Raw genomic sequence first — 14,315 nt, forward strand, 5'->3', positions numbered from 1 at the left:
AGTGATTCTATAAGTTCTTACATATTTTCATTTATTAATCTAGTTTCCTCTTCTAAATCTAATTTATTGTCGAAGTTTATTTTTAGATTCATACCTATATTGTAATGAATTATATTCGAATGTGTTATAACTTCAGGGAATTCATTCATTATATTTAAACATATTTTTTGCATAATCATTAAACAAACTTTTTTTTCATTTAGAGAGTCTGGAATTAAATATTCATAAATCTCATTGTTCGGATTATTAAAAAATGATTTTTTATTTGCTTTAAAATTATGTGCGAGAATATCATTTCTGAATTTTTCTAAATCTTTCCATTTATTAATTCGTTTAATTCCGTACTGATTTAGCTTCCGTACTCGCCGAATTGATTCAGAATATTTTTCATCGAAATTACTTTCATTAAAGTTTTTATATTCATCTAAAAATGATTTAAATTGTATTAAACAATGATTTGATAAAATTGCTCTTGAAGACATTGAAAATCCAGGCCGATTATAAAAATTTTCATCAAATTTAATTTTACTTAATTCTGAATGATTTTTTATACATTCCTCAATACAAAGAATTGTTAATTTTATTTGCGTGAAAAGAAAAGATAAAGATTTATAAATTTCAATTAAGCGGTTCATTCTCTATACAATTGATAAATTCAATGTCAATTTTTTTGATTTAAAATTCGAAAATAACAAATCCTAACTATTGTCAGGATTTACTTATCTAATTCTGAATAATATACTTTAAAATCAAAAACTATGTCAAATAGCTCTTTAGGATGAATACGTAAGCCAGTTGCTATTTCAAGGAAAGTGCTTAACTGACAATCTATCTTATTATTAGATACATCGCTAATCCTTGCAGCAGTAACATTACACTTTTCCGCAATTTTAGAATAAGGTGTATCACCTTTGATTTCTTTAATTTTTTCAGCAACTAATTTTTTGATTTCATTAGTTTTAAATTCACTCATAATTGCATTGTTTACTGCAATTTCACATTTATTATAATATTTTTCATTACCGAATTCGGTAATGAAAAGAATTTTTGTTATATTTGGAACAAATTACTTATTAAAGTAATTTTGCGATACTTCAAAGAAATATTAGAAGCATTCGCTTAGATTCTCGGATTGAAAACTGGTAATTTTTAGACAACGAGATGATAAGCAAGATGCTCACGACCTAGGCGTGGGCTCTCTTATCGTTGTCAGGTATACCAGTGCCGCAATCCGGTAAGTAGAGTTCCACGCCGTTTTATTCCAATGTTGTCCGCTTTTCTCTACAAACCTAAGCCGCTTTTTCCAAATAGTATCAGACTGTACGATACAATGGGGTGTACAACTCATTGCGGCTTTAAAGCTTACACGGGACACAAATTTCATTCATATTAATTTTTTAAGATGTGCTGGGGCAGGAGGTTTTGTTATGTCTTTAATGAGACTTCCTCCCAAGCATCATCGCGGTACACTATGTCTATGCTAAAAATAAAACTGAATTTTAAGAAACAGAGAGTATAAAGAATAACTAACCATAGAAACAAGAAAGCCCTCTTAGCACTATAAGTATTGTGGAATGTACGCAGTGCAGAAGAGAGCCTAAAATTTAACGAATTAAATCTTTTCAAAAGTATGAAAAAAAACTTTTGCAGCCTGAGTCATATCCAATTGGCTTTTGGCTTCACCTTGCTCGCCTCCGGCGTAGCAATAGGGCAGATGCGTGTGATCACAGGCACTGTTACAGATAATACTAATAATAAACCGATTTCAGGGGTAAGTATATTTCAGGAGGGCAGTGATACGGTTGCTACTACCAATAGTTCTGGTATTTATAGGGTTCAGGTATCAGGAGAGAATCCTGTCCTTGTCTTTAAGCATCCTGATTATCCTGAACGAAAAGTTTCTTTAGGAGATAGAGTAACTATTGATGTATCATTGGGTAAAGGAAATGGGAATGAGAATGAGAAGGCAATAGAGGAGGTGGTTCTTAATGCAGGGTATTACAAGGTTAAGGATAGGGAGAGAACAGGAAGTATTTCTAAGGTTTCAGCCAAGGATATCGGAAATCAGCCGGTTAATAATGTGCTTTCTGCTGTACAGGGTAGGATGACGGGGGTGAATATTACGCAGAACTCAGGGGTTGCCGGTGGTGGCTATGATATTCAGATTCGTGGTCGCAACAGTTTACGAACCTTGCAGAACAGCGGATCTGATGGGAATCAGCCACTTTATGTTATTGATGGTGTGCCAATAGGCAGTGCCGTGAATGCTAACTTTTCAGCCACTGTTATTCCTTTTAAAAGCATTAATCCTCTGAACAATATTAATCCCAATGATATCGAAAGTATTGAAATTCTTAAAGATGCCGATGCTACTGCAATTTATGGTTCCCGAGGTGCCAACGGAGTTATTTTGGTGACGACCAAGAAAGGAAAGAGAGGAAATCCTACCGTTTTACTGAATGCGACCTACGGAATGAGCAAAGTAGCCCGTCGTTTGGAGATGATGGACAGGGATCAATATCTGAGTATGCGGAGACAGGCATTTGCGAATGCAGGGATTAGTTCCTATCCCGTTACTGCTTATGATGTTAATGGCAAATGGAATCGAAGCCGATATACCGATTGGCAGAAGGAATTAATAGGGAATTGGGCCGATCAGCGCACGGTGCAGTTGAGTGTAAGTGGTGGTGGAGAAAGAAGCAGTTTTCTGATCAGTGCACAAAACAGTGACCAGTCAACGGTGTTTCCTGCAGATTTTGGATATAAGACCAATCTTTTTAATTCCAATTTTACCTTTGAATCTGAAAATAAAAAGTTCAGCCTGACAAGTTCAAACTCTTTTTCAGCACTGGCCAATAATGTGGTGCAGTCTGATTTAACGAACTTAGCATTGAATTTAAGTCCGGTTGCGCCTGCTTTGTTTACACCGTCCGGCGAGCTGAATTGGGAAGACAATACGTTTACCAATCCGTTGGCAAGTCTGAATGGTAGCTATAAGAATAAAACTTATCAGTTAAACCAGAATCTGAATCTGGGCTATGAGTTTTTTACTGGCTTTTCACTGAAATTAAATACGGGCATCAACTACCAGACGCTGGAGGAGTTCTTGCTGAAACCCAATACAATCTTTAATCCTTCACTGGGCAGAACCTCTAACGACTCCTCTTCATCGAGAAGTAAAAATGATATTTTTACCTATATCGTGGAACCTCAGCTGAACTGGATGAAGTCCTGGGGAGATCATGAGCTGAATGTTTTAGTAGGAACTTCTTTTCAGCAGACTTTAAATAAAAGCTCATCTATTACGGGAACAGGGTTTGCCAGCAATGCACTTCTTGAAAATCTTGCAGCCGCAACCAATAAGAATATTCCGGCCGACATCCGAAATGAATACCGATATGCATCGATATTCGGAAGGGTAAACTATCAGTATAAGAACAGATATATTGTCAATATCACAGGGAGACGGGATGGTTCCAGCAGATTTGGCGTCAATAACAGATTTGCAGATTTTGGAGCAGTGGGTGCTGCATGGCTTTTCACCAAGGAAGATTTTCTAAAGGATGCAAAATGGCTGAGCTTTGGAAAGTTGAGAGGAAGTATCGGCACCACAGGAAGTGATTTTATTGGCGATTATCAATATCTTGATACCTACACCATCAGCAATAATCCGTACAATGGCAGCGCAGGTTTATATCCGTCAAGGCTCTACAATCCTAATTTCAGTTGGGAAAAGACTACTAAACTGGAAGCAGCTCTCGAATTGGGGTTTCTGCGTGATCGTATTTTTTTAACTTCAGCCTATTACAGAAATCGTTCATCCAATCAGCTGGTCGGAATTCCACTGCCTGGAACGACAGGATTTACTTCAATTCAGGCGAATCTTGATGCAACGGTAGAGAATAGCGGATGGGAATTTCAGCTGACTGCTTCTCCCATTAAAGCGACGGATTGGAAATGGCAGACCTCTTTTAACATCAGCTTTCCGAAAAGTGAATTGATCTCTTTCCCGGGATTGGAAGGTTCTACCTATGCCAATACCTTCGTGGTGGGTATGCCGACCAATATTGTTAAACTATACAATTATGAAGGAATTAATCCGGCTACAGGGCAGTATGTTTTTACCGATTACAATAAGGACGGTAAAATTACATCTCCTGATGATGCGCAGGCAGTAAGGGATCTGGGAACAAAATATTTCGGAGGCTGGCAGAATGATCTAAGGTTTAAAAATCTGAGCCTTTCGTTCTTGTTCCAGTTTGTGAAGCAGAATAACTTTAATTATTACCGCAACATGCCGAATCCGGGAGTTCTGCTTAACATTCCCGAAGCGTTTACCAATGTCTGGTCTCCTGATAATCCGGGAGGAATTATTATGCCCTATGACCCCGGTACAACAGCGGTTGTAAATACGCTTAACAATAATCTGAGAAACAGCACGGCAACGGTCAGTGACGCTTCTTTCATCAGACTGAAAAATGTGCAGCTGAATTACAGCATTCCTTTACAGGGAAGCTTTGTAAAAGAAGCAACATTTTTTGTACAGGGACAGAATCTTTTGACCATCACCAATTATTTCGGTTTGGATCCGGAATTTGTACTGAGCGGTTATCTGCCACCTTTGAAAACTTATTCTTTTGGAGTTCAAGTAAAATTTTAATAATATGAATACAATACAATCAACCTATATAATGTCAGTACTGATGGCTTTTTCAATACTGAATTCATGTGAAAAAATGATTGAGGTGGAAGATCCAATCAATCAGATTTCTACGCAGCAGGTATTTTCCGATGTTAATACTGCGAATGCAGCGCTCAATAATTTATATCTGGAACTACAGTCTAATTCAATGTTTTCGGGAGGGAATAGAGGAGTAGGCGCTTTATTGGGAACGTATGCTGATGATTTAGATGCGTATTTTCAGCCTTCCTCAATGGATAATCTGAATATCTATCTCAATCAGGTGGTTCCTACCAACTCGGTGATCCTATCGGTTTGGAATAATGCATACAAGGAAATTTATACAGCCAATGCCATCATTGAAGGGATTGATCACTCGACGGGAATTTCAGATTCTGATAAAAGAAGAATTAAAGGGGAAGCAATATTGGTAAGAACAATGGTTTATTTTAATCTTCAGAGAATCTTTGGAGATGTTCCTTATACCACCGTTACCGATTATGAGATCAACAGAAAACTTTCAAGATTGCCTTCTGCTGAATTGTTAATGAAACTTGAGCAGGATATCAGTCTTGCGGTCAGTTTACTGGAAGACAGTTACAGAAATGCGGAACGGATTTATTTGAATAAAAAGGCGGCACAGATGGTACAAACGAATATATTATTGAATGCCGGCAAGTACAGTGAGGCTGAATTGGTGTGCAAGAATATTCTGGCAAGTCCTTTATATATCATCCAGCAGGATGTGACCAAAGTTTTTAAGAAAAGCAGTACCAATATTGTGTGGCAGCTAAAACCGATTAACGCCAACCAGTCAGTTCCTGAAACAGGAATTTACTTTTTTTCTTCTGCACCACCAATCGCCTACGCGCTATCTTCAAATCTGATGAGTTCGTTTGAAAGTACTGATCTTAGGAAGCAGAAGTGGACAACGCCGTTATCTGCAGGAGGCGTTACTTTTTACAGAAATGATAAGTATAAAAATTTTGTCACCAATAATGACGAGTACTCAGTAATAATGAGGATTGAAGAGGTGTATTTTATTTTAAGTGAAGCATTGGCAAAACAAAATAAAGTATCCGAAGCGGTTACCTTAGTTAACGCAATCAGAAACAGATCAGGGGTGTCAGCTTTTTCAAATACTTTAACACCGCAAGCCTTTATCACGGAATTGCTGAAGGAGAAAAGAAGGGAGTTTTTTGCAGAACAGGGACTTCGTTTCTTTGACCTAAAAAGAAATAATTCATTGCCATCTTTAGCGATGGTAAAGCCGAGTTGGCAGACATATCATCATCTTTGGCCACTGCCGCAGAATGAACTGATCCTCAATCTCAATCTAAATCCTCAGAACAATGGTTATTAATATTAAAAAAATCTTTGAGTTATTATTTGTCGTCTGTGGTTTAAATGCGTTAAATGCTCAATCAGTTGTCAATGAAACACCGGAAAATTTTAAAAACAAGCTATACCAGATTATGTTTCAGCAGAGGTCGGCGAATGGGAAATATGCGGCTTTTAAAAAGGTCTATGAAAAAAATAGTGATACGCTCGTTCTCGCTCATGCGACCCATCGGAATGCGGTAATCTGGGAGGAAGGGCCGGTAAGCAATTTCTACTTTACGTCAAACAATCATTTATTTTATCAGAAGAAAAACGAAATTATAAGTTATGATGTATCGTCAAAAACTTCTGAATCTTGGAAGGATATCACACAATGGCAATATCTTGAAAATGAAAAGATTTTTGTGCTTCTTCAAAAAACACCACAAAACTCTGTTGTACTCATTATTGATGAGAAAGGGAAGGTGCTTGAAAAGATTGATAAGGGTCAGAATTTTAAAGTTTTTGGTAACCGCGTCCTAATTACTTCAGAATCTGCTGGAACATATCTTTTGACCGAATATGTAAACCGTCAGAATAAGGTTTTATATAATAATCCAAACAAAATCGTCTACCTATTAAATGTAAGTGACAAAGGGGTAGTTTTTAAAGAGGACTTAGGTAATAACAAGAGTGATATTTCTTATGTCAATAAGGCAAGTAAAAAAAAGATTTCGATATCCGATTCATGGAAACATCAGGTCGATCAGGTGGAAACATTTTTCGTTGATGATTCTGAAAAGATTCTTTTTAAAACTGGGATTCCCAATGAGAAATATAAAAAAGAATTTATAGATATCTGGTATGGAAATGCAAAAGATTTAAGGACAAAACATTTTGACAAAAGCGTTATACCGGCAGTCGTGGTATGGGATCTTATTGAAAACTCGGTTGTAGAGCTTAAAACAGATAAATGCACTGCATTTTTTGCTTTAGGGGATAATCCCAAACTGCTGTGTCTTGATGAGTTTAAATATGAAGATTATACCGGTGGCCAAATTCCATATGCTGCCTATACCTATGATCTTAAAACCAGGAAATATAGTCATGTTGGAGATATCGGTAGTAGAATGTTTACAGATCAAAAAGGACAATTTCTTTTGGCCAGGAAGTCGAACGTTTGGGAATTGTATGATTTGCAAAATGCGAAATTGAAAGAAATAGCAGGTTCACAGGCTGGTGATGCGGTTTTTTCTGAGGATTCCAAATCAATTTTATTTGAAGAGCTTGGGCACCTTAAGATTTATAATATTGCTACAAACCAAATGAGATCATTACCTACGGAATACGGTTACATTTCTGAAATAGTCAATGCTGATAAAAATAATTTGGGAGGGAATATCCATCTTAAAAAGTCTACAGTAAATCTCCAAAAGCCTGTTGTTATAAAGTTGACACATCCTCAAAATTATTCTACAGGAATATCTGTTTTATATCGTAATAAAATAATAAATGTAGAAAGAAAAATACCGCAACGGATTACTTCTGTAAAATGGAATAAGGATGTGTCGCAATTAGCTTACACTGTTGAAGATCTTAACCTTCCGTCTCAGCTGAGAGTGTATGATCTTTCAAAAGACGCTAAGATCACTTATGACAGTAATTTGTCAGACCCGATTGCAAGAAAGATTCGGTCGGAGATCTATTCATATCATAATGCTGAAGGAAAAACTTTGAATGGGGTGCTTATTTATCCGGTTGATTTTGATGAGAAGAAGAAATATCCAATGATCGTTAACATTTATGAGAATCAAAGCAAATTAAGAAATCAGTTCCTGATGGACGGTTTCGCAGGTTCAACCGATGCTTTTAGTATTCGTTACTATCTGAAGAGGGGATATTTTGTATTTCTGCCGGATATTATCTTTGATTCCAGAGGAACAGGCTGGTCTGCTCTGGATGCTGTTGAAAGTGGAGTAGAGACACTACGAACGAATACTGCTATTGATTTTGATAAGCTGGCATTAATCGGTTTTTCACACGGTGGATATGAAACAAACTTCATTGCCACACAGTCAAGACTTTTTAAAACCTATTTAGCAGGCGGAGGAAACAGCGATTTAATGCGTTCTTATTTCTCTTTTAACTATAATTTTAGAAAACCCTTTAATTTTCAGTTTGAAAATGGTCAGTATAGAATAAATAAGCCGTTTAAAGATGCTAAAGAATTGTACATCCGTAACAGTCCGATTTATTTTGCGGAACAGGTAAATGCACCCATCTTACTGTGGGCAGGCATGACAGATCAGAATATTTATTGGGAACAGACCATGGAATTTTATTTGGGTCTAAAAAGAAATGACAAAAAAGTCATTGCTCTGTTCTATCCTGATGAAGGTCATGGATTTCAGAAAGCCCCTTCAAAACTTGATATTTTTACGAGGGTCAGTGACTGGATGGATTATCATTTAAAAGGAATAACTACCGATTGGATTGACAAAATGTACAAGGAGCGATAAATATCTTAAACGATAAAGGGATGCAAAACATGCATCCCTTCTTGTTAAGCGGTTAATGACTAGTTAAAATACAAGTTGTTCCCGCAAGAAGTACCTGCTTTTTCGAATACAGGTTCTGATCCCATACCCAAATTAACAGTACAAATAACTGATCCTGTTTCCTGACATTCGATGTTTGCATCCTGACAAGGCTGTGGTTGGTCATCTCTGATCACGTAACCTTCTACAAGAGCTTTTTTTCCTTCTTTTGCCAAATTAGTGGCAAAAGCGCTTCCAGCTCCTATGAATAAAAGGACTACCGGCAGCAATGATGTTTTTAAAATTTTCATTGTGTGAAATATTTATGATGGTTGCCTACTCTAAATTCAGGTTTTCGGCTTCCCCTGATTAAATTGATCCAGTAACGTCTGCGCAATACGGTACTTCACAATTTTTTTTCCTATCAAAACATACAGGTGGCTTTTATGAATCAACATCTGATGTAATTTTTCTTTTTTTGGATTGGGTAAGTAGAAACTTCCCCAGTATTCATTCTTTCGCAGGTCGTAGACGTCGATAATATCGTTTTTGCGCCATTGCGATGCTTGCTCAAATTTTCCCATCAAATTAGATTGTGTCAACACCAATCCCTTATAGGCTATCATATTTTGATTGCTTGGGAGGGAGGGAACACCAATTTTCTTGGTACCATCCTTCAGGGTATGGATTTCGGGAGTGTGAGATGTATTTTGAGCAATAGTTTTTTCCCTGCCAATCCTGTTTAATTCAGTATCAAATTTTAAGATCTCATTTTTGTAATAGTAGAAGTAATAGATGCTCTTCTCACTACCGTCATACAGAATTTGTCCGTCCGTATCGAAAATACCGTCTGTTTGTTTATCGAGTGCATCATCTTTTAATATGATATCAGCCGGGGAACTAAGCTTTATTAAGCCCAAAATATTTTCGTTATTAATGTTGCTTTGTGATCTGATAACCATTGTCAAAGAATCAATAATCTTTATTTGGTCAAAAAAAGGACTGTCAGAAGTGATCTGATGTGCATCGCCTTTTGGATCATTAATACCTCCTTTGAAAATGACAGGAACATAGCCATCCGACAAATAAAACGACTGACCGCTGATACTGATTTTCGGTGCGCTGTATTTTAATTTCTTATTAGGATTGATGTACGTTGTTCTAGTCGTACTCAACTTTTCATCAATCTTTGTAAGTAAAAACGGTGATGTAGTATTTCCCAAATAAACAGTGTCATCTACCGCTCCCGCAAAATAGTAAGAGTTGACCTTCAAGTCATAACTCAGATCTTCTCTAATAACATGGTGCGGAAACCTTCGGGTAAAGTTATTTTCTTTTTTGATGATATGCTCAGAGGTTAGGAATAGAAAGATGACAATTCCAGATGAAAAGATTGAAATTACGCCAATTGTAATACTGATCGTTTTCCTGTCGTAATTTTGAAGACCTCTGTTGATGTACAAGGAAATGATGCTTAAGATCACACAACATAAGTTAAAAATCAAATGCTGGCTCCATGACATTTTTTCCAAAATTCCACCGCACGAACAGGGTACAAAATCGCTATAATTTAAAATTAAGTAAATATAGATGCTAAAGGAAACCATAATGCCCAGTGATAAATAAAGACCAATCGTCCGGGTTCTTTCACTAAGGAGTAAACCGGCAATAATAAGCTCTATAATGATAACACTGTAAGATATGAAACCAGCATAAGCGCTTACCAGTGGGGATTGTGCAAGCTGAACCTGAAAATTTTCAAAATCCAATGTTTTGCTTATTGCTGCATAAACAAATAGGAGAATAAAAAAACAGGCAGCAGCCTTTGGCAGATATTTTAGTATATTTTTCATTTCTTTAACATGCATAGATCAACATCCAACGTACTTTTTTTTCGCAGTATTCAGGCATGAACGTACCTGAGGCTATGGGAACGGTTGTTGTTAATTTTCCCATTACTTTCCAAATGCCACTGTATGGGCAGATTTTTCCTGATTCAACGGTCTTTGCCATAGAAAGTTTCTAAAGATTGTTACGGTTTGTGTCTCCAGTTATCACGGTCTTTTGGAGGAGGATCCTGAACAATAATTTCTTCACTTCCTGCAGAATCACTTTTTAGCATAAGGCTGGAATTCTCAAACGGGAGATCAGCTTCATTGTTGATGTTAGAATCTCTGTCCATACAGGAGATGGATATAATGCCTATTGTTGTACTTACCATGATTAAAATTATTTTTTGAACTTTCATAATGTTGGGATTTAATGGTTTGAAATCCCGGCCGGTTGTAGTAGAATTCTGAAGCGAATTTAGCAGCCAAATGACGTCATTGAAAGCCAATGCTGACCTGATTTATAAAATTTTCATGGACAATTTATAAATCAAGTCAATTGAATTAGATCTGTAATGGTTTGTAAATTAATACATTGTGTGTTTCTCATTGTCTTTGACAATTGATAGCTCTGTATAATATTTTGCTTTACATTCAATTTGTGTAATTTTGAATCATACACCAAATTATTCATCCACTCTCTGTAATAAGTCTTAATATGTTGAAGATTCTTTTCTTTATTTTTACTTTTTGTAGCCTTATTTGTAATGGACAAGGTTTCTCTGATTACAGACTTCAATACGATAACTATGAGGAAAATGATGAGCGGGCATTTAAATTCCTTAATCTCTATATTGCCAAAGCAAAAAAGGAAACTAATTATAAGGAGTTGACGCAAGCTTACAAGGACGCAGTCAGCTTTTCTAAAAATGATAAAATCGCTTATGCAGACAGTGCAATTATTTCTGCAAAGAGAACGTACGATAATGATATTTTAGGAAGCGCATATCTTACCAAGGGAACGGTATATTATTTCAATTATAAAAAATTTTCACCTGCACTGGATGAGTATCTCAAGGCTTGGAAACTTTTGGAGCATTCAGAGGATAAATACCTTCATTTTAAAAATCTCTATCACATAGGAGTTGTAAAAAGATATCTTGGATACTATGTACAATCTTTGGAAATTTTTGAAAAATGTATACAGTTTTATGGTGGGAAACAGCATATTTCTTACTCAAATGTAAAATACAATTTGAAGAAAGGTTATCTTAACAGTTTGCACCAAAGTATTATTAGCTTAAATGAACTGAAAAGGTATGATGAAGCTGTTGAAAGGATAAACAACGGACTGTCAGAGGTGGAAGGTGATCTTAATTTCTATTTGGAAAGAAGTTACCTGTTTAAAGATAAAGGGATTGTAGAGTACCACCAGGGAAAATATAATGAGGCCATCGCAAGTTTTAGAAATGCGCTGTCAGGTATTGAAAAGAAAAATGATTTTGCTTCGGCTTCGGTAGTTTATTTCTACAAAGGGAATAGCTTATTAAAAATCAATAATACTGAGCAGGCGTACCGAAATTTTCAACGGATTGATTCAATTTTTGTTAATCATGCGTTTGTGTTACCGGAAGTCAGACCAGCATATGAAATATTGATTGCGAAAAGTAATGCAAACGGCGATATTAAAAAGGAACTGTATTACACGAATCAGCTTCTTAAAGTTGATAAAATCATTGCATCAGACTTTAAATATCTTGCAGGGAAAATTTTCAAAGAATTTGATACCAAAGACCTTATCGAATCGAAAGAAAAATTGGAAGATTCGATTTTTTACGGGTATATAATGGCGGGTCTGGTATTGTTTTTTATGATTGTAATTTGCAGTTTAATTTATATCAGAAGAAAAAAAAGTAAAGATTTTCTAACTCTGGACGAATCGAATGAGAATGTTGACGGGATAAATGTAGATCCAACAGAGGAGGACAGTATACCAGAGAAAATTTTTCCCAAATTATCTGAACAGCTTGTTCAGGATATCTTAGCCAAACTACAAACAATGGAAGACCAACACTTCTTTTTGGAAAAAGGATTCACTCTTAACAAATTGGCAAAAAAGTTTAAAACCAATACGACCTATCTTTCAGCAATAATCAACGAGTTTAAAGGAAATAATTTTAACACGTATTTAAATAAATTACGAATAGAATATGCAGCGAAAATGCTTGCTGAAAGCAAATTATGGCGCAGTTATTCCGTTGAAACAATTGCCTCAGAGTGTGGTTTTACCAATCGTTCTAATTTTTCTAAAATATTTACAGAAATAAAAGGTGTTTCTCCTAACGACTTTATCCTTCAGCATAAGCATGTATTTAATACCGAGGAAAATTAAACATTCTTCACCTCCTGCTGATCTTTTATCAAATTTATTTTTAATTTGGATAATATTTCAGATATATGGACGCAAAATTGTTTTTCAGCGAGTGTGATAAGCTTTATTTAGATCTTCAAATAGTGTTAACAGAATTAGAATTCAGCTATAAAACAGATCCAATTGCAATGTATGAACGATCTCTGATCGAAATTGATGAGGTAGTTAGAAAATTGAAATCAAAAGCAATTCGTTATAAATTCGCCAGTTTGGCGGATGAGGTTTACTTTTTTAAAGAGCTGAAACCCTTATTTATTTCTCAGTTCATTTATCACACCAGATTGCTTTCGATAGAGGTAGCAAAACCTAATGCAGGTAAAGTTGTGCTTAAGGAGTACTACAATTATGAGATTGTGTCTCTGAAAAATTTTTACGAGCATAATAGAGATTTTTATGAATATTACCGAAGACGAGCAGCATATTTAGACTTTAAATATTTCGTCAGAAATCAATTTGATGTCAAAACCAAAATTACATCCGCATTGTATGATCTCGATGAAAATTTTAGAACTTCTCATGATCATCTGATATCACAAATACTAGCAAATGATCGGCTTGAAGTATTTCTCCTCAAAAAAATTGAGGAATTGGATGATCGGATATCAGGTAACTTAAGCATGAAGAAAGATCATCTTACCTGGACTGCTTCCAAATCTTCACTTGTTGAACTGCTTTATTCGCTTTATCTTACTCATTCATTTAACGGCGGAAATATTGAACTCAGTGAAATTGTAAAATCCATAGAGAAAAGTTGGAACATTGACCTTGGTAACTTCTATAAAACGATATCTGAAATAAAAAATCGCAAAAATGAGAAAACAAAATTTCTTCATTTACTCACTCAAAATCTCGATAGAAATTTGGAGGAAGAATGATATCCTAATGATGTACCTCTATATGTAAATCTTGCAATATGAAAAAAATCTTTCGGTAGTACGAAAAACTAACGAAAGATTCTCATCCTATTTTAAAAACTTTGTGACAACCATTAAACAAAGTATTATGAATATTGACAGAGCAGAATTTATATCGTGGATGGAAAGGATCATGACAAGATTTGACATCCTGAGTGAAAAATTGAAGGAAAATGAAAATGAATTAAACAGTATTGATGGAGAGCAACTGCTTGATAATCAGGATGTATTGCAATTGCTTAAGATTAGTTCAAGGTCATTACAGCGTTATAGATCTGACAAAAAATTACCCTATTATACCATCAGCGGTAAGTTGTACTATAAATTGTCTGATGTACATCAGTTGATCAGGGATAGTTTTAGTGGGGCTCGGAGAAGATAAGTTATTAAGATGGCAAATAGTAGAAATAGCTTCTACTATTACATCAGTTTACAATGAACCTATAGTTTTTTTTTGCCTCAGATGCAATGTCGTTTTACTAGGGTAACTTCCACCGATTATTTTTCTCATATCATGAAAATATCTGTTATTCTGGATTTTATTTCTATCATATTGATAAACCTCGTAAAATAGAGAGATTTTATTTTTATCTGCTGAAAGTC

The 14,315-nt window shown here is 35.6% G+C and carries 11 protein-coding genes; 6 read left to right on the forward strand and 5 right to left on the reverse strand.

Annotated features, from left to right (window positions below; genetic code table 11):
* Nucleotides 1-17 precede the first annotated feature (17 nt).
* Both OF897_RS12300 and OF897_RS12305 read right to left on the reverse strand, forming a co-directional pair.
* A complete protein-coding gene (locus tag OF897_RS12300; protein WP_267265978.1) occupies nucleotides 18-635 on the reverse strand; it encodes a hypothetical protein in 618 nt (205 codons plus the stop codon).
* Between the two features lie 80 nt (nucleotides 636-715).
* Nucleotides 716-973, reverse strand: coding sequence for an XRE family transcriptional regulator (locus tag OF897_RS12305; protein WP_267265979.1), 258 nt, complete (start codon nucleotides 971-973; stop codon nucleotides 716-718).
* A 657-nt stretch (nucleotides 974-1,630) separates the two neighbouring features.
* Here OF897_RS12305 and OF897_RS12310 point away from each other — a divergent pair.
* From OF897_RS12310 to OF897_RS12320, 3 genes are read left to right on the forward strand one after another with little or no spacing between them, the layout of a single operon-like run.
* Complete coding sequence (locus OF897_RS12310; protein WP_267265980.1) at nucleotides 1,631-4,660, forward strand: SusC/RagA family TonB-linked outer membrane protein; 3,030 nt, start codon at nucleotides 1,631-1,633, stop codon at nucleotides 4,658-4,660.
* A 4-nt stretch (nucleotides 4,661-4,664) separates the two neighbouring features.
* Nucleotides 4,665-6,044 carry a RagB/SusD family nutrient uptake outer membrane protein gene (locus OF897_RS12315; protein WP_267265981.1) on the forward strand — a complete coding sequence of 460 codons (1,380 nt, stop codon included), beginning with the start codon at nucleotides 4,665-4,667 and terminating at the stop codon, nucleotides 6,042-6,044.
* On the forward strand, nucleotides 6,034-8,520 hold the full coding sequence (locus OF897_RS12320) for an alpha/beta hydrolase family protein (RefSeq protein ID WP_267265982.1): 2,487 nt from the start codon (nucleotides 6,034-6,036) through the stop codon (nucleotides 8,518-8,520). Before OF897_RS12315 ends, OF897_RS12320 begins: the two co-directional genes overlap by 11 nt.
* 59 nt (nucleotides 8,521-8,579) lie before the next feature.
* Here the strand turns inward: OF897_RS12320 and OF897_RS12325 are convergent, their stop codons facing one another.
* The 3 genes from OF897_RS12325 to OF897_RS12335 all read right to left on the reverse strand — a co-directional run bounded on the left by OF897_RS12325 (nucleotide 8,580) and on the right by OF897_RS12335 (nucleotide 10,786).
* Entirely contained in the window at nucleotides 8,580-8,849 is a 270-nt protein-coding gene (locus OF897_RS12325; RefSeq protein WP_267265983.1) for a DUF6520 family protein, read from the reverse strand.
* Between the two features lie 36 nt (nucleotides 8,850-8,885).
* The gene (locus OF897_RS12330; protein ID WP_267265984.1) at nucleotides 8,886-10,391 is read right to left on the reverse strand and encodes a MauE/DoxX family redox-associated membrane protein; all 1,506 of its coding nucleotides are present in this window, start codon (nucleotides 10,389-10,391) and stop codon (nucleotides 8,886-8,888) included.
* A 179-nt stretch (nucleotides 10,392-10,570) separates the two neighbouring features.
* Nucleotides 10,571-10,786: a hypothetical protein gene (locus tag OF897_RS12335; RefSeq protein ID WP_267265985.1), complete on the reverse strand. Its 216-nt coding sequence runs from the start codon at nucleotides 10,784-10,786 to the stop codon at nucleotides 10,571-10,573.
* Between the two features lie 299 nt (nucleotides 10,787-11,085).
* On the opposite strand from OF897_RS12335, the gene OF897_RS12340 reads away from it, so the two are divergent.
* The 3 genes from OF897_RS12340 to OF897_RS12350 all read left to right on the forward strand — a co-directional run bounded on the left by OF897_RS12340 (nucleotide 11,086) and on the right by OF897_RS12350 (nucleotide 14,094).
* Nucleotides 11,086-12,759, forward strand: coding sequence for a helix-turn-helix domain-containing protein (locus OF897_RS12340; protein WP_267265986.1), 1,674 nt, complete (start codon nucleotides 11,086-11,088; stop codon nucleotides 12,757-12,759).
* Nucleotides 12,760-12,881: 122 nt separating this feature from the next.
* Nucleotides 12,882-13,673: an RteC domain-containing protein gene (locus tag OF897_RS12345; RefSeq protein WP_267265987.1), complete on the forward strand. Its 792-nt coding sequence runs from the start codon at nucleotides 12,882-12,884 to the stop codon at nucleotides 13,671-13,673.
* A gap of 127 nt (nucleotides 13,674-13,800) precedes the next feature.
* Nucleotides 13,801-14,094 (forward strand): helix-turn-helix domain-containing protein, encoded by a 294-nt coding sequence (locus tag OF897_RS12350; RefSeq protein WP_267265996.1) that lies wholly within the window; start codon nucleotides 13,801-13,803, stop codon nucleotides 14,092-14,094.
* Nucleotides 14,095-14,315: the final 221 nt, after the last annotated feature.

Origin of the sequence: Chryseobacterium formosum (genome assembly GCF_026460885.1) — a bacterium.
Lineage (GTDB): Bacteria > Bacteroidota > Bacteroidia > Flavobacteriales > Weeksellaceae > Chryseobacterium > Chryseobacterium formosus.